Source organism: Winogradskyella sp. SYSU M77433 (genome assembly GCF_029911945.1).
Taxonomy (GTDB): domain Bacteria; phylum Bacteroidota; class Bacteroidia; order Flavobacteriales; family Flavobacteriaceae; genus Winogradskyella.
Map to the genome: position 1 here is coordinate 178,041 of NZ_JARYTG010000008.1, position 25,454 is coordinate 203,494.

The 25,454-nt window shown below is 34.0% G+C and carries 17 protein-coding genes; 9 read left to right on the forward strand and 8 right to left on the reverse strand.

The features are described from left to right. The first annotated feature begins 43 nt into the window (after positions 1–43). Positions 44–2,497: a primosomal protein N' gene (priA, locus tag QGM60_RS15855; RefSeq protein ID WP_281141232.1), complete on the forward strand. Its 2,454-nt coding sequence runs from the start codon at positions 44–46 to the stop codon at positions 2,495–2,497. A gap of 70 nt (positions 2,498–2,567) precedes the next feature. Here the strand turns inward: priA and QGM60_RS15860 are convergent, their stop codons facing one another. Next, the gene (locus QGM60_RS15860; RefSeq protein WP_281141233.1) at positions 2,568–3,263 is read right to left on the reverse strand and encodes a LytTR family DNA-binding domain-containing protein; all 696 of its coding nucleotides are present in this window, start codon (positions 3,261–3,263) and stop codon (positions 2,568–2,570) included. Positions 3,264–3,462: 199 nt separating this feature from the next. Here QGM60_RS15860 and rpsF point away from each other — a divergent pair, with 199 nt between their 5' ends. The 5 genes from rpsF to QGM60_RS15885 all read left to right on the forward strand — a co-directional run bounded on the left by rpsF (position 3,463) and on the right by QGM60_RS15885 (position 6,073). Next, positions 3,463–3,801: a 30S ribosomal protein S6 gene (rpsF, locus tag QGM60_RS15865; protein WP_281141234.1), complete on the forward strand. Its 339-nt coding sequence runs from the start codon at positions 3,463–3,465 to the stop codon at positions 3,799–3,801. A 3-nt stretch (positions 3,802–3,804) separates the two neighbouring features. Continuing rightward, the gene (gene rpsR / locus QGM60_RS15870; RefSeq protein WP_281141235.1) at positions 3,805–4,101 is read left to right on the forward strand and encodes a 30S ribosomal protein S18; all 297 of its coding nucleotides are present in this window, start codon (positions 3,805–3,807) and stop codon (positions 4,099–4,101) included. Between the two features lie 12 nt (positions 4,102–4,113). Beyond that, positions 4,114–4,575, forward strand: coding sequence for a 50S ribosomal protein L9 (gene rplI, locus QGM60_RS15875; protein ID WP_281141236.1), 462 nt, complete (start codon positions 4,114–4,116; stop codon positions 4,573–4,575). Positions 4,576–4,727: 152 nt separating this feature from the next. Next, on the forward strand, positions 4,728–5,594 hold the full coding sequence (locus tag QGM60_RS15880) for a glycerophosphodiester phosphodiesterase family protein (protein WP_281141237.1): 867 nt from the start codon (positions 4,728–4,730) through the stop codon (positions 5,592–5,594). Between the two features lie 5 nt (positions 5,595–5,599). Further along, positions 5,600–6,073 (forward strand): DUF6495 family protein, encoded by a 474-nt coding sequence (locus tag QGM60_RS15885; RefSeq protein ID WP_281141238.1) that lies wholly within the window; start codon positions 5,600–5,602, stop codon positions 6,071–6,073. Positions 6,074–6,221: 148 nt separating this feature from the next. Here QGM60_RS15885 and QGM60_RS15890 read toward each other — a convergent pair whose 3' ends face one another. Then, positions 6,222–7,463, reverse strand: coding sequence for an ABC transporter permease (locus QGM60_RS15890; protein ID WP_281141239.1), 1,242 nt, complete (start codon positions 7,461–7,463; stop codon positions 6,222–6,224). 166 nt (positions 7,464–7,629) lie between these two features. Here QGM60_RS15890 and hisS point away from each other — a divergent pair, with 166 nt between their 5' ends. Next, a complete protein-coding gene (gene hisS, locus QGM60_RS15895; RefSeq protein ID WP_281141240.1) occupies positions 7,630–9,291 on the forward strand; it encodes a histidine--tRNA ligase in 1,662 nt (553 codons plus the stop codon). A 62-nt stretch (positions 9,292–9,353) separates the two neighbouring features. On the opposite strand, the gene QGM60_RS15900 is transcribed toward hisS, so the two are convergent. Beyond that, positions 9,354–12,539 (reverse strand): LamG-like jellyroll fold domain-containing protein, encoded by a 3,186-nt coding sequence (locus QGM60_RS15900; RefSeq protein WP_281141241.1) that lies wholly within the window; start codon positions 12,537–12,539, stop codon positions 9,354–9,356. A 290-nt stretch (positions 12,540–12,829) separates the two neighbouring features. Here QGM60_RS15900 and QGM60_RS15905 point away from each other — a divergent pair, with 290 nt between their 5' ends. Continuing rightward, a complete protein-coding gene (locus tag QGM60_RS15905; protein WP_281141242.1) occupies positions 12,830–18,898 on the forward strand; it encodes a PKD domain-containing protein in 6,069 nt (2,022 codons plus the stop codon). Positions 18,899–18,907: 9 nt separating this feature from the next. Continuing rightward, the gene (locus QGM60_RS15910; RefSeq protein WP_281141243.1) at positions 18,908–19,909 is read left to right on the forward strand and encodes a PorP/SprF family type IX secretion system membrane protein; all 1,002 of its coding nucleotides are present in this window, start codon (positions 18,908–18,910) and stop codon (positions 19,907–19,909) included. 3 nt (positions 19,910–19,912) lie between these two features. Here the strand turns inward: QGM60_RS15910 and QGM60_RS15915 are convergent, their stop codons facing one another. The 5 genes from QGM60_RS15915 to QGM60_RS15935 all read right to left on the reverse strand — a co-directional run bounded on the left by QGM60_RS15915 (position 19,913) and on the right by QGM60_RS15935 (position 25,301). Further along, positions 19,913–21,355 (reverse strand): DASS family sodium-coupled anion symporter, encoded by a 1,443-nt coding sequence (locus QGM60_RS15915; protein WP_281141244.1) that lies wholly within the window; start codon positions 21,353–21,355, stop codon positions 19,913–19,915. 178 nt (positions 21,356–21,533) lie between these two features. Continuing rightward, the gene (locus QGM60_RS15920) at positions 21,534–22,925 is read right to left on the reverse strand and encodes a hypothetical protein (RefSeq protein WP_281141245.1); all 1,392 of its coding nucleotides are present in this window, start codon (positions 22,923–22,925) and stop codon (positions 21,534–21,536) included. 485 nt (positions 22,926–23,410) lie between these two features. After that, positions 23,411–23,878: a nucleoside monophosphate kinase gene (locus QGM60_RS15925; RefSeq protein ID WP_281141246.1), complete on the reverse strand. Its 468-nt coding sequence runs from the start codon at positions 23,876–23,878 to the stop codon at positions 23,411–23,413. 136 nt (positions 23,879–24,014) lie between these two features. After that, complete coding sequence (locus tag QGM60_RS15930; RefSeq protein WP_281141247.1) at positions 24,015–24,527, reverse strand: hypothetical protein; 513 nt, start codon at positions 24,525–24,527, stop codon at positions 24,015–24,017. 150 nt (positions 24,528–24,677) lie between these two features. Next, entirely contained in the window at positions 24,678–25,301 is a 624-nt protein-coding gene (locus QGM60_RS15935; RefSeq protein WP_281141248.1) for a hypothetical protein, read from the reverse strand. Positions 25,302–25,454 lie beyond the last annotated feature (153 nt).

A 25,454-nucleotide genomic window follows, 5' to 3' on the forward strand; every position in this document is an offset into this window, starting at 1 on the left:
TAATTGAGGTGGTTTTTTTGTACAAACATCTTACTTTTGGTCTATGCATCATTTTATAGACGTTTTATTGCCTATTCCACTTCAAAAGGCATTTACTTATCATATCACTAAAGCCGAATCTGAGTTTTTAGAGATAGGGATGCGTGTTGCTGTACCTTTTAGAAAAAGTAAGATTTATACAGGCTTGGTTTATAAAATTCATAATAATCCACCTACGGCTTACGATGCAAAGACAATTCATCAAATTTTAGATGATCAACCTGTAATTACAAAAAGTCAACTACAGCACTGGGAATGGATAGCAGGCTATTATATGTGTAGTTTGGGTGAAGTGATGCGAGCAGCTATGCCAAATGCTTTTATTCTTGAAAGTGAAACAATCATTTCTAAGAACGAAAAAGTAGAAGTTAAAGACACGGAACTCAAAGATGAAGAATTTCTAATTTATGAGGCTTTACAATACCAGTCGTCATTAAAAATTAATGATGTGGTATCTATTTTAGATAAAAAACGTGTGCTTCCAGTAATAAATAGTCTGGTTGAAAAAGGAGTCATAAACCTTCAGGAAGAACTATATGAAAAATACCAACCTAAGTTGGTGCGCTATGTTAAGCTTCATGAAAACCATAAGTCCGAAGCAAAACTTCAAGAGCTTTTAGAAGAATTAAGTAGAGCACCAAAACAACGTGAGGTTGTACTGACTTTATTTAGTATGGAAGCTTCTGAAAGAAGACCAATTAAAGTATCTGAGTTAACAGATAGGAGTGGTGCGTCATCATCTATCATAAAAAGTCTGATAGATAAGACTATTTTAGAGGAATATCATTTAAAAACAGACAGAGTTCAATTTGATGGAGAAGGAGATGCTGATACAAAACAATTGAGTGAAGCGCAATTAGAGGCTTTAGATTCCATCAATTCAATTTTTGAAGAAAAGCCAGTGGCATTGTTGCATGGTGTGACATCTTCTGGTAAAACTGAAATTTATGTACAGCTCATCCAAAAGCAATTAGAACTTGGTAAGCAAGTCTTGTATTTATTGCCGGAGATTGCCTTAACAACCCAACTTGTACAACGTTTACAAGATTATTTTGGAGATAAAGTTGCTGTGTTTCATAGTCGTTATTCTGGCAACGAGCGTGTTGAGGTTTGGCATAATATGCTCAAAAATTCTGAAAAAGCACAAGTGGTTATCGGAGCACGTTCATCATTATTATTACCTTTTAATGATTTGGGTTTAATAATTGTAGATGAAGAGCATGAGCAATCTTACAAGCAATTTGATCCAGCACCTCGATATCACGCCAGAGATGCAGCTATTGTTTTAGCAAATTTCCATAAGGCCAAGACGCTTTTGGGTTCTGCAACACCAAGTTTAGAAAGTTATTATAATGCAACACAAGGCAAATATGGTCTTGTAGAGTTAAATATTCGCTACAATAATGTATTGATGCCAGATATAGAATTGGTAGATCTGGCAGATAAGTACAAGCGAAAGCGAATGAAAGGTCATTTTAGCGACAGAATGATTGAAGAAATGGCAGAAACCTTGGATGAAGGTTTTCAAATTATATTATTTCAGAATAGAAGAGGTTTTTCACCTATTATAGAATGCACAACTTGTGGAAACTCTCCACAATGCCCTAATTGTGATGTGAGTTTAACGTATCATCAATACAGAAATCAATTACGTTGTCATTATTGTGGTTATAACTCAGCTATGTTGCAAAACTGCCAAGCTTGTGGTAATCCCACATTAGATACTAAAGGCTTTGGAACCGAACAAATAGAAGAAGAGGTTAAAGTATTATTCCCAGATAAAAAAGTAGCTCGAATGGATTTGGATACCACAAGAGGGAAATATGGTTTCGAAAAAATTATCAATAATTTTGAGCAACGAGACATCGATATTTTGGTAGGTACACAAATGCTAACCAAAGGTTTGGATTTTAGGCATGTAAAGTTAGTAGGTATAATGAATGCAGATAACTTACTTAACTTCCCGGATTTTAGAGCTCACGAGCGGAGTTATCAGCTTATGGCTCAGGTTTCGGGTAGGGCAGGTCGTACCGATTTAAGAGGTAAGGTTTTAATTCAGACCTACAATCCGCATCACAATATTTTACAGCAAGTATCTACAAACAGTTATAAGGAAATGTTTGCAGAGCAAATGAATGATCGCTATAACTTTAAGTATCCACCAATTTACAGATTAATTAAAATAACATTTAAGCATAAAGATTATAATCGAGTCAATCTTGCGGCAGATTGGTATGCTAAATCATTAAGACAGATATTTAAGGCTAATGTTTTAGGACCAGAATTTCCACCTGTTTCAAGAATCAGGAATTTATACAATAAAAATATTTTAATTAAGATTTCTCCAAATCAATCTTTAGGAAAAACAAAAGAGGCTATTTTAAAGATAGATAATAGCTTTAATGCTGTTAAGGATTTCAGAGCGGTAAGAGTAGTACTAAATGTCGATAATTATTAAAAGAAAAAGTCTCACCAATTGGTGAGACTTTTTAATATTTTGAGGGCGTGTTAATTCAAAGTGTAATAGTTTACATGTTGTTGAGCGCGTCAACTAATTGTGTTTTTTTGTTTCTACTTAGAGGGATTTCGTAGGCACCAACTTCAACGTTCTTACTGTTAAATCTATCAATCTTATCAAGATTTACGATGTAAGATTTGTGAATTCTTAAGAATTTACCTTCTGGTAATTCTGCTTCAAAAGCTTTCATTGTAGATAATACCACTAAGCTGTTTTCTTCTGTCACTACTTTTACGTAATCACCAAGGGCTTCAATCCATTTAATATCTTTGATGTAAACTTTACGTTTTTTAAGATTACTCTTTACAAAGATGTGTTCACCGTCAGTTTCGTTAAAGTCTAATTTAAGCTTGTGTTGCTCAATAGCTTTCTCAACTGCAGTGTTAAAACGTTCTTTTGTGATTGGTTTCTGAAGGTAGTCGGTAGCATCGTAATTAAATGCTTTAAAAGCATACTCGGTTTTACCTGTGACAAAAATAATTTGGGGTTTGTTGTTGAGTACATCCAAAAGCTCAAAACCGTTTAATACAGGCATTTCTATATCTAAAAAGATAAGATCTACCTTATGTGTATTAAGACCGTTTTTAGTTTCTAAAGCACTGCTGTACTCTGCAATAAGGTTGAGAGAAGAATGATTCTCAATCAACTTTACTATAGAGAGGCGCTGAATCGCAGAATCATCAACAACTACACAGTTTAAAGTCATAACATTATACATTTTTAGGTTAAGATATCGACAATAGTACGATAATTTCGGTTAAAAAACAAATAATACCGTTCAACTGTAAATTTTAACATAATTTTTAGCGGGCAAATTTAGTGAAACTTTCGCTAGAAAACGTTGGTGAAATTGGAATTTATATGTATTTTTGCACCCGTTTTAACGATAAACAAAATTTTTTATTATGAATCATTATGAAACTGTTTTCATTTTAAATCCCGTTTTATCTGAAGATCAGGTAAAGGAAACAGTAAAGAAGTATGAAGATTTCTTAACTGACAAAGGTGCTAAAATGATTGCCAAAGAAGATTGGGGACTAAAAAAATTAGCTTACCCAATCCAAAACAAAAAAAGTGGTTTTTATCACTTGTTCGAGTATCAAGTTGCTGGTGAAGCAATTGAACCTTTAGAGTTAGAGTTTAGACGTGATGAGCGTTTTATGCGTTATTTAACTGTAAAGTTAGACAAGCATGCTGTTGCTTGGGCTGAGAGAAGAAGAGAAAAAATGAAACAAAAAGCGTAATTTATGTCATCTATAGAACAACAAGCAAAAGGAAAAAAAGATGGAGAAGTAAGATATCTTACTCCATTAAATATCGAAACTTCTAAAACTAAGAAGTATTGTCGTTTTAAGAAGTCTGGCATTAAGTACGTAGATTACAAAGATGCAGATTGGTTATTAAACTTCGTTAACGAGCAAGGTAAATTATTACCAAGACGTTTAACAGGTACTTCTTTAAAATACCAAAGAAAAGTATCGGTAGCAGTAAAAAGAGCTAGACACCTAGCGTTGTTACCATACGTAGGAGATTTATTAAAATAAAATATCATAACAATGGAACTTATATTAAAACAAGACGTTGAAAATTTAGGATTTAAAGACGATATTGTAACAGTAAAGAACGGTTATGGTAGAAACTTTTTAATTCCTCAAGGACACGCTATTATGGCAACTCCTTCTGCTAAGAAAGTTTTAGCAGAAACTTTAAAACAAAGAGCATATAAAGAGAAGTCAATCATTGCAGAAGCTGAAAAAACAGCTGAAGCATTAAAGACTTTAGACATCAAGATTACTGCAAAAGCTGGTACAGGTGCAACTGCTGGTGATAAATTATTTGGTTCTATAACTAATATGGATTTATCTGAAGCGCTTAGAAAAGAAGGTCACGAAGTTGATAAAAAATACATTTCTATCAACGGTGGAAACATTAAGCGTTTAGGTCAGTACGAAGCGGTTATTAGATTACACAGATCTGTAAATGTAGATTTTACTTTCGAAGTAATTGCTGAGGCTTAATCTTAGTCTTTAAAATATTTAAAACCGTTTAGTTTACTAAGCGGTTTTTTTTATTGAAACTAATTTTTGAAAAGCAAGAAAGTTTGCGAATTCAAAAATAATAGTTAAAATATCCCGATGATAATCAGGATCCCAACAAATGTAGATACACTATGAGATATATTTTAGTTGCTTTCTTATTTATAAGTTTTCTTGCTTGTAAAGAAGTCAAAACAGAGCAAAACGTTTCTGATACATCTGTGCTTTTAGATGTGTTTAGGGCTTCAAAATCCGATTATCCAAAAATCAGTGTACATAGAGGTGGAAAGGGAATTATTAACTATCCTGAAAATTGCTTGGAAACTATAAAATATGTTAGTGATAGTATTAATGCTATTTATGAAGTTGACATCGCACAAACCAAAGATGGAAAACTGGTTTTAATGCACGACAATTCTTTGGAAAGAACCACAACAGGTTCAGGTTTGGTTAAAGATTACACCTACGACGAATTGCATAAATTCAACTTAGTAGATGATTACGGAAACGAAACCAATTATAAAATACCGTTGTTTTCTGAAGTTTTAGAATGGTGTAAGGCTAATGATGTCATTCTTACTGTAGATATAAAACGTTCCGTAAGTCAGTCGGTAGTGATTGAAGCCATTAAAAAAGCCAACGCAGAAGATGTTTGTGTTATCATAACTTATGATCTTAACCAAGCAAAATCATCTTACGCTTTAGCACCAGAACTTTTAATTTCAGTTTCGGCTAGAAATGATGAGGAATTAAATAGGTTATTTGCTTCTGAAATTCCAACCAAAAATATGTTAGCATTTACAGGAACACGTTTGTCAAATCCTAATTTATATAAAAGGTTGAAGGATAAAAATATTGTAGCGATGCTTGGAACTTTAGGCAACTTAGATAAACAAGCTGAAGCTAGAGGAAATCATTTATATAATGAATGGATGAGTAAAGGAGTAAACATTTTGGCAACTGATAGACCTTTTGAAGTTCAAAAAGCAATACGAAAATAATTCTCATGAAATACGCAAGATTAACGAAAGAACAGTTTGAAGAATTACACCAAGAGTTTATCAATTTCTTGGCAACACAATCCATAACTGCTGAAGAATGGGAAGACATTAAGAAAAATAAACCTGAAGCTGCCGAGCAAGAATTGGATGTTTTTAGTGATTTGGTTTGGTATGGTGTATTAGACAAAGTAGAGTATCTAGAGCATATTTCACCACAGCAAATACATCTATTTAAGTGTCGCGAAAAAGATATGCATCTTATCGCTTTAAAGCTTAAAAGCGAAAAAGCTGATTTTACAACAAAAGAAGGTTTTCAGTGGTTGCGCGATAATTTATTATCTGATGATATCGAATTTTTCAATGCTAAAAAAGATTACTCGGATGATAAGCATATGGATATTTTTAAACTTGTTCAACAAGGAGCTAATATCACAAAAGGTGAATTATTTCAATATTTTGAAAAGTTGATCAGACAGTAGTTCTAAAACTAGTTGTCAGACTGAGCTTGTCGAAGTCCTTTTTCAGAATTATATATAGCACTGTGTTTATTTCAGAGACACTGAAACAAGTTCAGCGTGACAAAATCGGTTGAGTTTTGTTTGCCAAAAACCATCCACCAGACACCAACTATTCGTACCTCAAAGACTCAATAGGATCCAATCCTGCGGCTTTTGTAGCTGGATACAATCCAGAAATCACAGCAACTATAAACGCAATACTCGTTGCCCAAATCATAGCGACCCATGGAGCTGAAAAATCTAATTCAAATTTATAAGATACAGCCCAACCAATGAGAATGCCAAGGATAATTCCGAGGATACCACCAAACTGCCCAATGATTATGGTTTCCATAAAAAATTGCGATGCAATCGTTTTACGTTTAGCACCAAGTGCTTTTCTAACACCAATTTCACGAGTACGTTCGGTTACGGAAACTAGCATGATGTTCATCAATGCTATGGTAGAACCAAAAATGGTGATGATACTTATGATCCAAGCAGCAATGTAGAGTACTTTAGTATTTTCAGCAGCTCTATTCAACAAATCATCACTACGTTCAATGCCGAAGTCATTTTTTTCAATCGGGTTAAGTCCACGAATATTTCTAAAAGTCAATATAGCATCATCTTGTGCGGTTTCTAGCATGTCTTTTTTGTCCACTTTTACACTCAAGGTATAATTGATATTCGGACTTGTAAAAATGGAACGTGCTTTCTGAATAGGAATAATCATTCTTAAATCCTGATTGTTTCCAAACGTAGAACCTTTCGCCTTTAAAACACCTATAACCTTAAATTTAGAACCTCTAACACTTATGGTTTTATCTAAAGGATTATCATCTGGAAATAACGCTTTTTGCAAATCGCTACCAATAACGCAGACTGAACTGTTGTTATCAACATCAAATGAATTCAAAGAACGACCAGTTTCCAACTCTAAACCAGAATTTTCAATAAAGTTTTCATTAGCACCAAGTACGGCAACTTCAGGATCGGTTTTTATATTTTCATATTTCACTTCAGAGGTTGCAGAACCGTAGAAAGACACGGCCACTTTTGTAAACGGATAATCGTAATTATCTTCAAAATCCTTAACGTTTCTATAGCTAATAACGGGATTCACTTTTTGGCGTTCTCTACTGCTTTGGCGTTGCGCAGTGAACTCATAACGCTGAATATTAAATGTATTAGCACCCATAGAAGAGAAATTGCTAGAAAGCGTATTTTCTAAAGCCGAAACACCACTTAAAATACCAACCAAAGCCATAATACCAATAGCAATAATCAAAACCGTTAAAATAGTACGGAGTAGTTGACTTTTTATAGAACCTAAAGCAATTTTAAAATTTTCCTTAAGAAGTGAAAACATAGTTTGGTATTTCGGTTTTGGCTTGTTTTACGTATAAGACTACTAAAACAGCATAAAGTTACTATAAAAACGAAATATCTTCTTTAGACCTCTAAAAATTATAATATTTTTGTGACTTAAATATGAAGTTTCACTAAAAGAGATTTCCACTTTCGTGGGAAATATTATGGCGCAAAAACCAAGCATACCAAAAGGCACAAGAGATTTTAATGCAGAAGAAGTCGCAAAACGTTCCTATATTATAGAAACTATAAAAACACAGTTCCAGCTGTATGGTTTTCAACCTATAGAAACACCAAGTTTTGAGAATTCAGAGACCTTAATGGGAAAATATGGTGATGAAGGGGATCGCTTGATTTTTAAGATACTGGATTCGGGAGAGTATTTTGAAAAGGTGAAAGGAAATGTAGTAGATTTATCAAAATACAAGGAAGTTTTAGAGAATTTGGTAGAAACTCTTGAAGACATAATACAAAATTGTAAAGAATTAAATGATTTATATTATAGTGACTTTCAATTTCTTTTTTCAGAAGTTAAAAAGAAAATAATTTCAAAAAGATTATATAATGATGAAATAATAGACAATGTTGATGAATTTGATACTTTGATAAAAAAGTTAATTGACTACAATGTAATATCTGAATATAAGAAGGTTCCTGCTTATAAGAAAAGAAGAGTTCAAGATATTATCAATTATTTCTACAATAAAAAAATAAATAAACATTTAACCTCTCAAATTACTAGTAAAGCCCTTCGTTACGATCTTACCGTACCTTTTGCACGTTATGTGGTACAACACCAAAATGAGATTGAGTTTCCGTTTAAGCGTTATCAAATTCAACCCGTTTGGCGTGCAGACCGTCCGCAAAAAGGCCGTTTTAGAGAATTCTACCAATGTGATGCTGATGTGGTGGGTTCTAAATCTTTATTTCAAGAAGTAGAATTTGTGCAACTTTATGATGCGGTTTTTACAGCTTTAGATTTAAAAGGTGTAACTATAAAAATTAACAACCGTAAAATCTTATCTGGTATTGCTGAAGTTATCGGAGCGCAAGACAAGCTTATTGATTTCACCGTAGCTTTAGATAAGTTAGATAAAATAGGAGAGGAGAAAGTGAAGGAAGAAATGCGTAGCAAGGATATTTCTGAAGAAGGTATTGCTAAGCTTCAACCTTTGTTTGAACTTAAAGGTGATTTTGGAGATCAAGTGGCGAGTTTAAAATCTATTTTAGGAAGCTCAGAAATTGGTCTTAAAGGTATTGAGGAATTAGAGTTTATAAACACAGCGATTTCAAACTTAAAATTGAAAACAGCGCAACTACAATTAGATGTCACTTTAGCTCGTGGTCTTAACTATTACACAGGTGCCATTTTTGAAGTATCAGCTCCTAAAGGCGTAAAAATGGGCTCTATTGGTGGTGGAGGTCGCTACGATGATTTAACCAGTATTTTTGGTAAACCAGATACGAGTGGAGTTGGAATTAGTTTTGGTCTCGACCGTATTTATTTAGTATTAGATGAGTTGAATTTGTTTCCGGCAACCATTACAGAATCTACAAAAGTCTTGTTCATAAACTTCGGTGATAAGGAAGCGATGGCGTGTTTACAAGCGGTTTCTAAATTGAGAACTAATGGTGTTAAGGCAGAACTTTATCCAGATAGTGCCAAGATGAAAAAGCAAATGACACATGCTGATCGTCGTAATATTCCTTACGTGGTTTTAGTGGGTGAAGAAGAAATCAATGCAGGTTTGTTTACACTTAAAAATATGAAGTCTGGTGAGCAGGACAAACTTTCTTTTGAAGCGATGTTAGAAGTCCTTAAATAAGAAAGCCTCAGTCAATGTGTTGACTGAGACTTTGCTAATCACTAACTAAAAATAATTAAAAATCACTTAACTAATATTTTCTTGGTCATTACGGATTGGTTTTTAGTGGCTAGCTTCACAATGTAAGTACCAGCACTAAGGTTAACATCATATTCCGAATGACTACTTTTTATTATTGTATTGTACGTCGTAACAGATTGTCCTAGCATATTGAAAAGTACAATAGATGTAACGTCTATTTGGTTTGGGTTTATCAAGACCAATTGGTTGATATCGGAAGAATAAAGGATGTCAATACTTTGGTTAGAATGATCATCGATACCTAATAATTCATCGGATCCAAAAGTAACTTCGAATCTGTTTAAATATTCACCAGCATTCAAAAACACACTGTAATCACTTTGTCTTAAATCGTGATAAAGGTTTAGAACTTTATCATGTAAATAGATATTGAAATTATCAGGAACATTTTCAAGATCATCAATGTTGATGGTATTTAATCCGTCACTAGAGATTTTTATACCTAAAGGATAAATGGCTGAAACTTCAGCATCATTACTCGCTTGAATAACGAATTCTTCATCATTGATGAGCCAAAACATATCATCGATTTGCGTTTCGTTTAATTCACCATCATAAGCCCAATCAATATCAGGAGTTGTATTGCTGTCAATGGTTAAAAGTAACTGACGATTGATGGTGTTTGTAGAGCTGTAACCGATTCTAAATTTCATACGATTGTCCGCAGATTTAGAAAAATTATTAACCATACCTCGCATAAAAACAGAGTTAGAACCTTCTTCTTGTTTGTAAACACGCTGACCGTTATTAAAATTAATAGTGCCACCATTTTTTCCAATCACAAAGAAACCTTGTCCAACAGGAATATATTGACCAGGTTTTTCAGGAGCAGTCATATTAATGTTATTCTCTAAAATAGAACCTTTTGAGGCAGCTGCAACTTCACCAGAAAAGTTATATGTAGCATAACCACCTTGATAGTTTTGAGCTGCATGAGAATTACCACCATAGTGGTTCCAGAAATATAAGGTGCCAGAAATGGTAGGCCCTGTACCAGAAGCATTAGTTGTATTGTCTAGTATAAACTGCTTGGCATCAATAGCCGAAGGGTAGGGATTACCAACCAGATATTCGTTATTTGGCGCAAGCGTTAAGTTAATATCTCCGTTGTTAGGTTTTCCACTAAAAACGTAATTCTGTTTTAGGGTTTCATCTTCAATTCCAGGACCTTTCATGGTAAAGCCTTCGCCAGGAAAAATAGTTCCTGTACGTCTTATATGTTGCCAAGATGAATAGTTTCCAGAAGCACTGTTAGCATATTTCCAAATCCAATAATCAGCAATTTTTATCGGACTTGTAGGTGCGCCATTGTAACCAGAAGAGGAAAAATTTATAGTTAACGGATTTTCGGTATTTGTACCATCTTTTAAGACATCAATAACCTTAAAACTGTTTACAGAAGCATTTTGTTTAGTAACGGGAGATGACCAATAATTATAGGTGAATTCACTCCCTGTACCTTGTTGGTCACGTTCTAGATGACCATTAGAAAGCACTTCTAAATCGCTATCGATAGGTTGTATTAATTGGGATTCTCCTTGTAAATCTAGCTTTCCATTTAATTTTAAGTAGTGTGTAACTGTTAGTCCATTACCACTGTGAATTTCGTTATCACCTAAAACGGCTAATGTATTTTCAATTTCAAGACTTAAAATTGTTCTATTTTGAAATTTTGAAGCTGGTAAAACCTCATTGCTCATCGTGATATTATGAGTTGTTTTTACAATATTCCAATCTATAGTAATGTTGGAATCTACAATGGAAGCAGATCCAGGAATGTATAAATCATCTGCTAAACTCCAAGAAGAAGCATTGTTCCAATCTCCATTTTGCTTAGATGTAAAAGGTAATGGTGCTGTTTCTAAATCGACCGTTGAAATGTTTTTTAAAATACCATCATTGTTATTTCCAGAAGCATCAATTACAGCGTTGTGTGTAAAATTAGACATAGGGTAGTAGGCTGTAAGAGAAGACCATGGTATGGATGAAATATCATTTTTTGTTATAGAAATTGGTAACTCTGAACCTAAAACCAATCCATTGTTATTACTGATTTCTTGATTCATTATAAACCGCAACTGATCTTGATTGAGTCCAATATTCCATATTCTAACTTCATCAATCGATCCTTTGAAATGTTGAACTGGAGAGTTCTTATCTGAAGCTCCAATCAATAAATATTCATTGTTTGGTATAAGTGCAGATTTAAAAGCGGAAGTATCTAAAACACCATCAATATATATAGAAACGATTGAGTTATTATAAGTGACAGCAACATGATGCCATTCATTATTTGGTATTGAAGTATTTGAGACTAAAGATTGCGTTTGTTCATTTTTCCATATGATTTTTATTCGGTTATTGCTAACTAAGGAAAAATCAAAACCTGTAGAAAAATTAGAACTTCTTTTAGAAACTATTGATGCTTTTGTCGATGTTTCAGAATTATGCTTTATCCATGCAGAAATTGTAAATTCTGAAGGGTTAATATCTGCAGTTTCATTGATTTTTATAAAATCGTCTACTCCATCAAATTTTATAGAACGCTCTTCTGAGATTTGTGGTGAAAAGCCAAAAGTGATGTAATTTATACCTTCAAAATTATAATTGGTTTCCAAATAACCATTTGAATTTAAAGTCATAATTCTGAATTTTGAAGAAGTATCAAACACTTCGTTGTCAGAAATAAACATATAGTACTTTACTAGCTCGGAGTTGTTTTCAATAAACTCTAATGGAATTTTAATGGAAACGGTAGGGATATTTCCATTTTCAGTTACTTTCCATACCTTTTGTTTAGTAGAGAAAGAAACATTAGTATCTAAGGCGGATTCTATATCAATACTTAAATTACTTGTTAGAGGTGCATTATCAATGTTGATATCACTGCCATTATCACCCCAAATAATAATAGAATTGTTGTTAGGGTCATCGGTATTAGGAGCAGTGTTTGAACTATTAGAGTTTAAAATACTAATATCAACATCATTTGTGTTTTCAATTATATTGTTCGCAGAAAAATCTAAATAAGAGACATTATGGTCATAACCAGATCCAGAAAATTGACTTTCAATAACATCAGCAATAATACCATCTATTTCTTGTGCGTTTACAGAAATACATAGGCATATAGCCATCATAAGTAGGGTTGGTCTAATTTTTTTCATCAGATTTGGGAGTGAATGAAAATCAATTATGTGGCTAATATAGAATTATTTTTCGATTTTAATCCATAAAACGCAAAAAAAACCGATTAAATGCAATTTTATAAAAATCAGTAATATTCTTAGACTAGTATTTTTGATGATGATTAATTCTTTGTAAATACTTAAAAAACAGTGTTTTTTGTCGTTTTAACAGAAATATTTGGCGATTGTCGATAAAAAATAAAGTTAATATTGTCTTAACAAGATTTTAACTACTTTGATCCGCGTAAGTAATTAGCTATTAATTTTTTATGGGGAAAATAAAGAATCATTTCTTATTGTTTTTTGTTTGCTTTTTGGGAGTAGTAGTTGCATTTAACAGGGATGAAGGTTCAAAACTGACAAATAGTTTTTTGAATTTTACTTCTGAAAATACTGAGATTTTACCGCCTAGCGCATCGATTTCTGGAACGGCTACAGTTTGCCTAAATGAAAATCCTTTACCACAAGTTACTTTTACAGGAAGTGGTGGTAATACACCTTATACTTTTACCTATACCATAAACGCAGGAGCTCCTCAGATTGCAGAAACGACAGGGACTAATGAATCTATATCTGTAGATGTGATGACAAATGCAGTTGGTGTTTTTATCTATGAATTAATATCTGTGACTGATGGATCTAACGATACCAGCTCAGAAAATGGTACAGCAACAATTACGGTAGCAAGTCCACCAGATGTTTCATTTACGTTTAATAATAATGGTGCTTGTTCTGGTACTCCAATAAACTTTACATCTAATGTTGTAGGAGATGGACCATTCACTTATGACTGGCAATTTGGAGATGGTACTGTTTCATCTGTAGCTAATCCTACACATATATATAATGCTTTTGGTTGTGGATTTTCAACATTTACAGCAGAATTAACAGTTACTGATAGCAATGGTTGTACAGATACAACATCTCAAACCATCAGTGTAGAGCAACGACCAGAATTAGCTTTTGAAGATTTAAATGCAGAGTTTACACCTCCATTTGATAATTGTGGAAATAATACTGTTGATCCAGCGTATACAGTTGATGTCGGGAATATTTCACCGTCCGATAGCTGTGTAACGTCTTATGATGTGAATTGGGGAGATGGAACTGCCGTTGAGACAAATGTAACCTTTCCTTTAAATCATACTTATACTGAGTTGGGATCATTCAATATGGTCATTACAGGTTATGGAGATAGTGGATGTGTTTCTACTGAAACTATTCTTGTGAAAAACTCTAGTAACCCAACAGGTGGAATTATTAATCCACCAGGAACGGTAAACTTGTGTTTACCTATTGATGCGCTAGATTTTAAAATAAGTTCTTGGGGTTCTAATCCACCAGATACAACCTATTCTGTAGATTTTGGTGATGGTACGCAAGAGTTTTATACACAAGATCAGTTAGAAAGCTCTTCATACTATAATGCTAGTGATCCAGATGCGTCTCAGAATTTTCCGATTCCACATGAATATACACAGTCTAATTGTCCTAACGCTAATTATTTTGTAACCCTAGTTGTGGCAACTTCATGTGGTGAAACACTTCTAACGGCAGGTCCTATAATAATTCTAGAAAAACCAAATGTTGATTTTGAATTTACAAATCCGGGTTGTGTGAATACAGCAATTCAGTTTACAAATACTACTGAAGGTGGCTATGGACCTAATTGTACTGAGCAAGCGGCTCATTCTTGGGATTTTGGTGATGGTACTACTTCTGATTTAGAAAACCCATCTCATACCTATACGTCACCTGGCACCTATACTGTAACACTTATCGAAGAGAATTTTTGTGGAACAACAGACCCTGTAACCAAGACCATTTGTATAGAACCAGGTTTGGTGCCAGCGTTTACTGTTAGCAATAATTCTGGTTGTGTGCCATTTAACATTGATGCTAATGATACCACTAATTTGGCTGAATCTTGTGGAGGTGAGACTTATCTGTGGGAAGTAACATATATTTCAGAGTTTTGTGGCATTACAGAAGATTGGGAATTTACCAATGGTACAGATGAGACTTCGGTCAACCCTTCATTTCAATTTAATAATGCTGGGATTTATGAACTGACAATGACTGTCACAAATTCCTGTGGTGATTTTACAACTTCTCAAACAATTGAAGTAAAACAACCTCCAACAGCTAGTATTTCTGAAATCGATGATGCTTGTGGTTCGGCAGATATTAATCCTATTGCTACTGTAGATACCTGCGCCCCAAGTTCAGAGACCATAACTTATAGCTGGTCTTTTCCAGGTGGTTCACCTGCAACTTCAAACCAGTTAAATCCAGGAACAATTTCTTATACTGTCGCTGGTGATTATACGGTAACATTTACGGTGACCAATGATTGTGGTGTAACTACAACATCGGAAACATTTTCTATTAATGAGTCGCCGAACTTGACTAATACAGACTTAATTCAGACAATTTGTTCTGGCACCTCAACAACTGAGATTGTTTTAACATCTGATAATCCGAATACGACGTTCAGTTGGTCTTCCAACAACCCAACAGATATTACAGGATATATTCCTAGTGGTACATCGAATACTATTCCTGTTCAAACATTAGTGAATACATCATCAAATAGTACTTCATTAATTTATACGGTAGTTCCGGAAATTAATGGATGTGCTGGAAGTCCTATGAATTTTGAAATTATTGTTGAGCCAGCTCCATTGATTACAGACCAACCATTGTCTGAGGCTGTTTGTTTAAATGGGAGTGTAGATCCCTTATCAGTTACTATCAATGGTACAGGAACTGCAACTTATCAATGGTATCAAAATACTATTGATAATAATACTTCTGGAACATTGATTTCAGGAGCAACCTCATCAACTTTTTTACCTCCAACCAATGCTGTAGGTATAACGTATTATTATGTAGTCATTTCATTTACAACAGGAGGATGTAGTGAAATTGTTTCGGACACTGCAGCAATTGCAGTGGCAGATTTATCACAGATAGATACGCAACCCATAAGCTCTCAATCTATTTGTATTGGAGGTGTTGCAGATGAACTTGAAATAATTATTTCCGGTGGAACAGGTAACCTGTCTTATCAATGGTATAGTAATACTACTAACACCAATTCAGGTGGTACAATTATTTCAGGCGCAACCCTATCAACATATACACCTCCAGCATTTACAACACTAGGTAGTTATTACTATTATGTTGAAATCACTTATGAAGCCAATGGCTGTTCAGATTTAATAAGTGATGTTGCAGAAATTATTGTTGTAGATGATCCTGAAATTACAACACAACCTATACCATTTCAGAGTTTATGTCAAAATGCAGCAGTTCAAGATTTAGAAGTTATATCTTCTGGTGGATTAGGAAATATCTCTTATCAGTGGTATGTTAATACAGTTAACGATTCAACTTCAGGAACACCAATTGTTGGTGCTACAGCTTCAGTATATTCACTTCCAACAGATGTTGTAGGGACACTCTATTATTACTGTGTTATTACTCAAGATGTATCGGGTTGTGAAGTTACAAGTGCTATTAGCGAAATTGAGATAAGTGCAGGAGCACAATTTACTTCTCAGCCTATTCCAGATGAACTTTGTCTCGGTGAAACTACGACAGATTTATCGGTATCATATACAAATGGTACAGGTACACCTAGCTATCAGTGGTATGTAAATACAATTAATGATACAGCAACTGGAACTCTAGTCTCAGGAGCTGAAGCAGATACCTTTAGCCCAGACGTAAGTACAGTTGGAACATTATATTATTATGCCATAATAACGTTTAATTCTGGAGGATGTTCGGAGATAGTCTCAAATACAGCAGAGATTACTGTAAATGTTACACCAAGTGTTAGTGATACAGCACTTTTAATATGTAGTGGTAATACTTTTGAATATACTCCAGATGAAAGTAATGGAGATATAGTGCCATCAAATATAGTTTACACTTGGACAAATCCAGTTGTAAGTCCTGCAGGTAGCGTTACAGGTGCTCTAGAGCAACTAACACCAACAACTTCGATCTCGCAATTTTTAGAAAATATAACTGTAAATCCTGCAACAGTTACCTATACTGTGACGCCAATAGTAGGTGATTGCGTTGGAGAAAATTTTACAGTAGCTGTTACCGTTAACCCTTCTATTTCTGTAACTTCAACGGTTGTAAATAATACATGTTTTCAGTCTGATAATGCATCTATTGAGATTAATATAGTAGGAGGCATTCCTTTCTCAACAGGAGATCCATATAGTATTACTTGGTCAGGACCTGATGGATTTTCTAGTACTAACGAAGGTATTTTTAATCTTGCTGCGGGAACTTATAATTTAGACATTCAAGATGATGGTGGCTGTCCGTATACAGAAACATTTATAATCACTGAACCAGACGAGTTAGTATTTAGTGATGTGAATTTTGATCCTGAAACCATTTCATGTTTTGGTGCTAACGATGGAGAAATAGGAATAGATATTTCAGGAGGAACTGCTCCTTATACTTATAGTTGGACTTTAAACAGTTCACCATTTTCTACAAATGAAGATTTAACAAATCTTGGCCCAGGCGATTATTCCATTTCGGTTTCAGATGCTAATAATTGTGGGCCTATAACTTTAGATTTTACTATTATAGAGCCAGATTTACTTGAGGTAAACTTAGATACAAAAACAGATGTTATTTGCTATGGCGATGCCACAGGAGCAATTGTTGTAAATGTTGTAGGAGGACGTTTAGATTATAATTTCAGCTGGATAGGACCGAGTGGATTTACAAGTCCTAATCAAAATATAGATAATCTAATCGCAGGAGTTTACAATTTAACAGTTGCAGACAGTTCAGGATGTATAGATAATTTAGAAGTTGAAATTCTTCAGAATGATGAAATTAATATCCAAGTAACGACAACAGAAATTGAATGTTACGGAGATAATGACGCATCGATTACAATAGATAATATAACAGGTGGTGTAGAGCCTTATGACATTGCTTGGAGTAATTTTGGGTCAGGAAATAGTCAAACAAATCTTTCAGCAGGAATTTATACCATAACGATCACAGATGCCGAAAATTGTGAGCGTGCTTTTCCAATAGAAATTGAAGAAGCTCCAATATTTTTGATAGAACCTGTCGTTACACAAATGACTTGTGCAGGTGAGAACGACGCAAGTATTACCTTGAATTTTCAAGGCGGAATAGATCCTGTAAACTTAGTTTGGGATGATGATTCCACAGCAGGTACAGAGCGCAATAATTTAGCGGCAGGTACGTATTCCGTGACGATTACTGACGGCGCACCTTGTATTATTCAAGAAAGTTTTACTATTTATGACATTCTTCCGTTGCAGCTATCAGCCAATGTAAGTGATGCTTTAGATTGCGATGATGCCAATAGTGGTTCTATCAACCTTATTATTCAAGGAGGAACACCACCATTTAATGTGTCTTGGTCTAATAATTCTACGACTGAAGATTTAAATAATGTGCCTCCAAATACTTATGTGGCCAACGTTGTAGATGCTAATGGCTGTGAGATTCAAGGAAGCTGGACTGTAAATCGATTTGAGCCTTTGGTTTTAGATGTCAACATACAGTCTGATGTGGATTGTGAGACACGTACTGTGAATCAAACTTTTCAAGCAATAGCGAGTGGAGGAGTGCCACCGTATCAGTACAATTGGTCAACTGGAAATGTTAGTGGAGCTAACAATGAATTAATGACAACGGATGAAGATGGTTTGGTGATTTTGGAAGTTATTGATGCTTTAGGTTGTTCAACAAATTATTCGCTTAATGTTGATACTCCAATTCTAGGTAATGCTGATTTCACTACAACATCCTTTGGTTATGAAAACTATGGAGTGTATGCTATTCAAGATCCAATTCAGTTTACAAATACAGCTACAGGTGATTACGAAAGCATTTTATGGGATTTTGGTGATGGTAGTTTTTCTTCAGAAGAAAACCCAATCCATACTTATTTTGAAGTAGGTAGCCATGTCGTAACCCAAACCGTAACATATCCTTTTGGGTGCGTCTATACTAAAGTTGTTGCGCTTTATGTTGAAGAAGGTTATAAACTCATAATGCCAGATGCATTTACTCCCAATGGTGATGGACTCAACGATTATTTTGCGCCTGTGCATATAGGCTTAAATTCTCTAGAACTTAGTGTTTTTGATACTTGGGGAAGTCTTATATACAAAGAGAAGGGTGATGCTATTAGAGGTTGGGATGGAAAGGTAAAAGAAGAAGTTGCTGAAAACGGAAACTACTATTATACTTTTTCTGCAAAAACATTTTATGGAGATGAAATTAAAAAGCAAGGAGCTTTTGTTTATATTAAATAGTACCAATACATGAGAATACAACATATTATTACTTTGGTATTGGTTTTAGGGAGCGTTAAGGTCTACGCTCAGGATCCAATTTTCACACAATCTAACTACATACAAGAAACATTAAATCCAGGATTTTCGGGTTTTGAAGATAGTGATAGAATAGCTGCAGGGTTGTTAACTAGGACTCAGTGGCCAAATTTAGATTTAAGAATAGATACGCAATATGCTTATTTAAACAAGTCTTTTGATTATGGTCCAAGCCTTGGCTTTGGATTAGGAATTAACTTCTTGAGACAACATGAGACTTTCAATAAATACAATTATTATCAGATTAATGTCAACTACATGCATCGTGTGAATCTTAACGATGGATGGTTTTTTAGACCAGCTATTGAAGTTGGTTTAGGCTTTAAGGACATTGGTTTTAGTAACTTGACTTTAGCAGATCAAATTAATATAAATACAGGTGTTGTAAACCCAAATTCTGTAGATCCTTTAAGTAACAATGCAGACAACGTATTTTTTGGGGATATTTCTGCAGGAATAGTTGTTGAACGAGAGGAACTTAATAATGTCACCTATTGGTTTGGAGTATCTGCAAAACACCTCAATCGTCCTAATATTTCATTTGTAGATGGAGAAAAATTACCATTGGATATCTTCTATTCGGTTCATGGTAATTTTCGTTTTCCATTTTTGAATGATTATAAGATTATGATGACGGCCAATTACATGCAGCAAGGAGAGTATAATCGTTTAGATATAGGCTCATTGTTTACTGTAAATCAATTTTTGGTAGGAGTAACAGCAGCTACAAACCCTGCAAAAAATGATGATAGTAGTCATCTTTTAACTTCAATTAATGCATTTGTTGGATTAGAATATGAAGCTTTTAGGTTTGGGCTGTCTTATGATGCTAATACCACTAATATTGGCAGAACTAATGGTGTTTACGAGTTTTCTTTAACGTATCTTTCAAGGTGTAGAAACTGTAAGGTTGATAGAAGACGTAAGCGATAGTTGCTAGTTCAATTTCCAAATGAGAGGTAGTATAAAGTAAACGATAAGCGTTACTAGCAGTATGGAAATAATATTCATCCATATGCCTTTTTTTACCATGTCTTCAATTTTTAAGTATCCAGAACCAAAAACCACAGCATTAGGTGGTGTAGCAACAGGAAGCATAAAAGCACATGAAGCAGCTAACGTGGCACTGACCAATAAAATATAAGGGTGAACCTCTATGATGGCTGCCAACGACACCAATACAGGTAAAAGCATAGCTGTGGTAGCCATATTTGAAGTCACCTCTGTTAAAAAGTTAACGGAAGCTATTAAAACCAACAATAGCACAAAAATCGACACTCCAACTAAAGATGTAAGGTGACTTCCAATCCAAACAGCTAAACCGCTAGACTCAAAACCAGAAGCTAAAGCCATGCCACCTCCAAAAAGCAGAAGTATTCCCCAAGGTAGTTTTACAGCATCTTCCCAATAGATAAGAGCACTTTTCTTTTCTTTATTTGGAATTAGGAACAGAACGATTGCGGCTGTTATAGCAATAATAGTATCATCAATTTCAGGTAACCATTTTGAGAGTAAAAAAGATCTACAAATCCATGCGATTGCAGTGATTGAAAAGACAATCAATATCACTTTTTCCTCATAAGTGATTTTGCCCAAAGCTTGTAATTGTTTGTCTATTTCTGCACGACCACCAGGAAATTCTTTCTGCTCAAACTTAAAGGCAAATTTGGTGAGGTAAATCCAACATACAATTAATAAAACTATACTAATAGGAAAGCCGAAAACAAACCATTGCGAAAATGTTATTTCAGTATTGTAGGTGCTTTCTACAACACCTGCTAACACCAAATTTGGTGGTGTGCCAATAAGTGTTGCCATACCTCCAATTGAAGCACTGTAAGCAATGGCTAACATTAAAGCTTTACCGAAAATTAAATTTTCGTTTTTCTTGGTTTTGGGATTGTCTTTTAGTTGTAATACAATGGCCATACCAACAGGAAGAATCATTACGGCTGTAGCGGTATTCGAAATCCACATCGATAACAATGCTGTAGCTACCATAAAACCTAGAATAATTTTACTTACGTTGGTACCTACGAGTTTGATGATATTCAAAGCAATCCGTTTGTGCAAATTCCATTTTTCAATAGCTATAGCTATAATGAAACCACCCATAAACAGGAAAATGTATTTATGACCATAAGATGCTGTTGTTTCACTTAAAGAAAGTCCACCAGAGAGCGGAAATAATATAATTGGTAGTAAAGCAGTAACCGGAATAGCAATAGCTTCAGTAATCCACCAAACGGCAACCCAAGCTGTAGAAGCTAAAATAGCATTAGCTTCTTCTGAAAGTCCTTCGGGCTGAAAGAAAAATTTTAGAAGAATAAATAAAAAAGGCCCAAGAAAAAGCCCGATTTTCTGTTTAGAAAGGATCATTTATGTATTTAGTTTTCTTTGGCCGAAAGATAGAAAATTAAATGAAATCAAATTCTTAAAGAAAATTTTTGTATCAATGAGCTATATACCTTGAAGACAATATTTACTAAATTCTTATTACAAAGAATTATAGAGTAACGTTGTGATTTCTACAAGCGAATACTGAGTTTATATATATTTAGCTATCTATTCTTTTTAGAACAACATTACTGGTGTTTGCAGGAAAGAGTGTGCTCCCTGAACCCGTAATAGTATATCCCAATCGAACACGATCTCCACTATTCAGCGAAATTAAAATTGTCTTCTTAACATTTTGTCTCTCGTTTTGCACTAAGTGAGTTACAAAAGCAGAACTGCGATTCACCTTAGTAAAAGTAGTGTTGCCAGGAGCAGTTTCAAGATACATTTCAACGATTCTTGAGTCACTGTTGTTCTGGATTACGGTTGCACTAAATGAAATTTCGTAAACACCAGCATAAGCCACTTGCAAATAGTTATTTTGATGACTTACGTTTTTTAATACTGATGCTGAAGGCATGGTACGGGTTAATGATACTCCAGTTGAAGTCACGCTAGTACTGCCTGCATCATCATACATCTCACCATAAACTTGATTTGCAGGTGTCTGCCAGCTCGCATCGCCATCTGCATCACTTGTTAAAACTTTACCATTACTTTGATTACCATCAACATATCTAAAAGAATTGTTTACCTGAAGTTTTGCCTGAGGGGTGTTTGTGCCAATACCAACGTTAAGAGCACTATTATTATGATTTCCTAAAATTATAGTGTTAGCTACATATGCATTTGCATCGTTACCTAAAGCGACGGAATTGTCTGCTGATGAGGCGTTGTTACCTATTGAGACGGAAGAGCCTCCATATGAATTGGCATTAGTTCCTATAGCTATAGAGTTAGTGCCATTTGAACCACCTGATTGACCGATTTTTATTGAACCAGTACCTGTTGCATTTGCAGTTCTTCCTAGAGCAATAGCATTTTCAGTGGCATTTGTTTCATCTCCAATGGCAATAGCATAATTTGAATAAGCGTTAGACGATACACCAATAGCAATAGCATTATTAGAGTTTGTGTTTGATGAGGTTCCTAACTCAATACCATTATTAAAAACTAATTGACCAGAGGTAGTAAAGCTAAACCGTTCTGCGTTATTGGTACGCAATCGGATAGGTTGTTCGTTTGTAGTACCAAAAAAATTACTGCTAGAAATTGAATTGCCATCTAGAGTCCAAGCATTATCTGAAGAGGGATTCTGTTCGTCTGAAAATGATGTCAGCGTTTTCCAGGTCGTTCCAGTCCAATAATAAAAGCCAGGAGAAACGTCACTCGAGGTAGAGGTGTTGTAAACGAGTAAACTTTCCACCGGATCAGTAATGGTAGTAACGTCGTTTGAATTTGTTAAAGCTACACGAGGAATTAAAAGTCCTTTATCAGAAGATGTAATATCTAAAATACTAGCTTCTGAAGGAGATGTTGTTCCAATACCAACTTGGGCGAAAGATAGTGTAGCAAAAAATAGATAGAAAAAAAGGGGAAAATAGGGTTTCATTTTGTATAAGGAATTAGGGGACTACAAAATTAACCATTATCAATCTGTTAGAAATCTAATCAATAGTTGATTAGGAATTTTTACCAAATACTTAAAATTTGATGATATTTATTTGTTTTTTATTAATTTTTTAAATGATTTTAAGAAGTATCTATTACTTTTTCCTATAGTTAAAGGTTCAAAAATTGAATCTAAATAGGTGTTAAATACTTCGTTTTGTAGTATAAAACCTATGCGGTACGCCACTTTAAGACGTATTAACATTCTTTTTTAGAATTTTTTAAGTCGTTCTATTTTTTATTAGGATAATGTTGTTCTGTTTGAAGTTAAGACGATGTTCTTGGTTATATTTTATATTAATTTATAGATAATTAGGAGCAGTCTTTTATTTTTCGTGTAATATATTCCGAACTTAAATTCTCAATGTAATCCATTTCTATAATTTTCCATTTAGAACTTTCAGATACATTTCGAATTTTAGATATTTATTCACGTCTTCGAGTAAATTCGACTCTCCATTTTTCAATCACTTCATTCCCATATTTATCTAGCCATTGTTTTTCTTCTGGGTTTTTAAAATGGTTGGTCATAAACTCTTTTGGTTCACGTTGTTTGAAATACCAAATATTTTCCAATTCAATATTTTCATCAGCTAATACTTTTTTCAACCCGTCATATTGTTCATTTGTTCTTGGATATTCAAGAAAGAATACATTTTTATTAACTTCTTTTAAGTTTCTTGAGATAAATTTTCCAATCATTTCAGTTGTAAACATTTTTCCGCTTTCAAGTATTTTCCTCATTTCATTTCCTAAACTATCATTATTCTGTAATTGTTCTTTTAATAAATTACTTAAATTAAAAATTGAAGAATTTAATTCAGAAGATAATGTATTTCCAATTTTATCTTGTGAAAGTCCCCAGTCAAGGAATAAAATATTCGATTTTCGCATTTTTTTGATTGTGCTTAACGGTTTTATATAACTTACTTAAAAATAAAAACTGAATAGAAAATCCGAGAAGATTTTCAGAAGTAGGCGAGAACAAGCAATTGCTTATAGCCATTGTTAGCATTTGTAATTTATTATTTCAATTAAGCCAAGGATAGTCTATAATAAATCCCAACTTATTCAATTGTTCAAATTCATTTTCAGTCAATTCATTTTCAAAATCAATTGTTCCTCCATTTGTCAAATCGGTTAGAATTTGTTTAGATTCTAATATACCTTTTCCTGTTATTTTTTTTAATATCGAAATCATTGATGATGATTCAATACTCGCATTTTTATCTAATGATAAAATAATTCTTGAATTGTCTTTTTCTAAATAAGGATCGCCGTATTTTTCAAACGAGTTTATTGAATCCTCAACAAAACGTCCCGAACCAGTTTGGAATAATTTTCCGTCAATTTTTGATACAATAGTTGGTCCTTGTCCAATTGCCATATCTTCGATTTTTTTAGATTTTAAGTATTCATCCGATTGATAAAATATCGCAAAGCAAGATTCCGATTCCATTGTAGATTCAGGTATTATGGAAAAACCTTTTAGATTTTTCGCTAAATAATTTTGAACTAATATTTCAGCTTCTTTTTTCGTCACTTTTTATAAATGCTAACGGTGTAGGCTATGAGTAGTTGCGTGGTTTAGCACTTAACTTTGCGAGTACACACCAAACTGAAAATCCGCGAGGATTTTCAGAAGTAGGCGAGAATAAGCAATTACTTATAGCCATTGTTAGGCAACGTTATTTTAGAATCCAATACCAATATCAATTCCACCATTTATCGAAAATCCTGTTCCGAATGCGTCAGCTCTACTATTATTTTCATCAACACTACCCAAAGCAATTCCTGCACCTAAATACGGATTTAAAATAATTCTTTTTGCTATTATAAATTGATACCCGAAAAGACCTCTGATATTAAAAATTGAATAATCATTATCAACTAAGGTTGAAGGTTGGTTATTACTATCTGTATATGTGTATTTTTCATTTAAATTCAGATATTGAATTCCTGGGCTCACATATAAACCTTTGGGTGCTTTTAAATGACTGAAAAAATATCTGTACCCAGCATTTATTGTAAATCCCTCAACTACTCGTTGATTATTATTGTTAAATGCATTTGTTCCAAATGCATCCATAAAATCATCATCGGCATCACTACCTGACACATCTCTTAAAGTTCCAGTTCCGAAACCAATTTTTATTGCTCCTTTTTCGCTAATCACTCTTTCATACTGAAATTCATAAAAACCAGTAAATAAGCCCAAGGCATTAATTCGGATAGAGTTTTTAATTTCAGAATCTGATTGAGCATTTAGATTAATAGAGGTCACTATTACGATTAGTAATAAGGTCAAATTTCTCATTGTTTTCATTTTAGTTTTGTGGTTAATGTTGCCTAACGGTCTCGTATAACCGTCAGTTACGGGATTAAAGTTAGTGATTTTCGGTTAAGAACTGGCGTTAGCAATTCCGAGTGGATTCGGACGTAGTCGAATCCGCCGTAATTGCGGTTATAC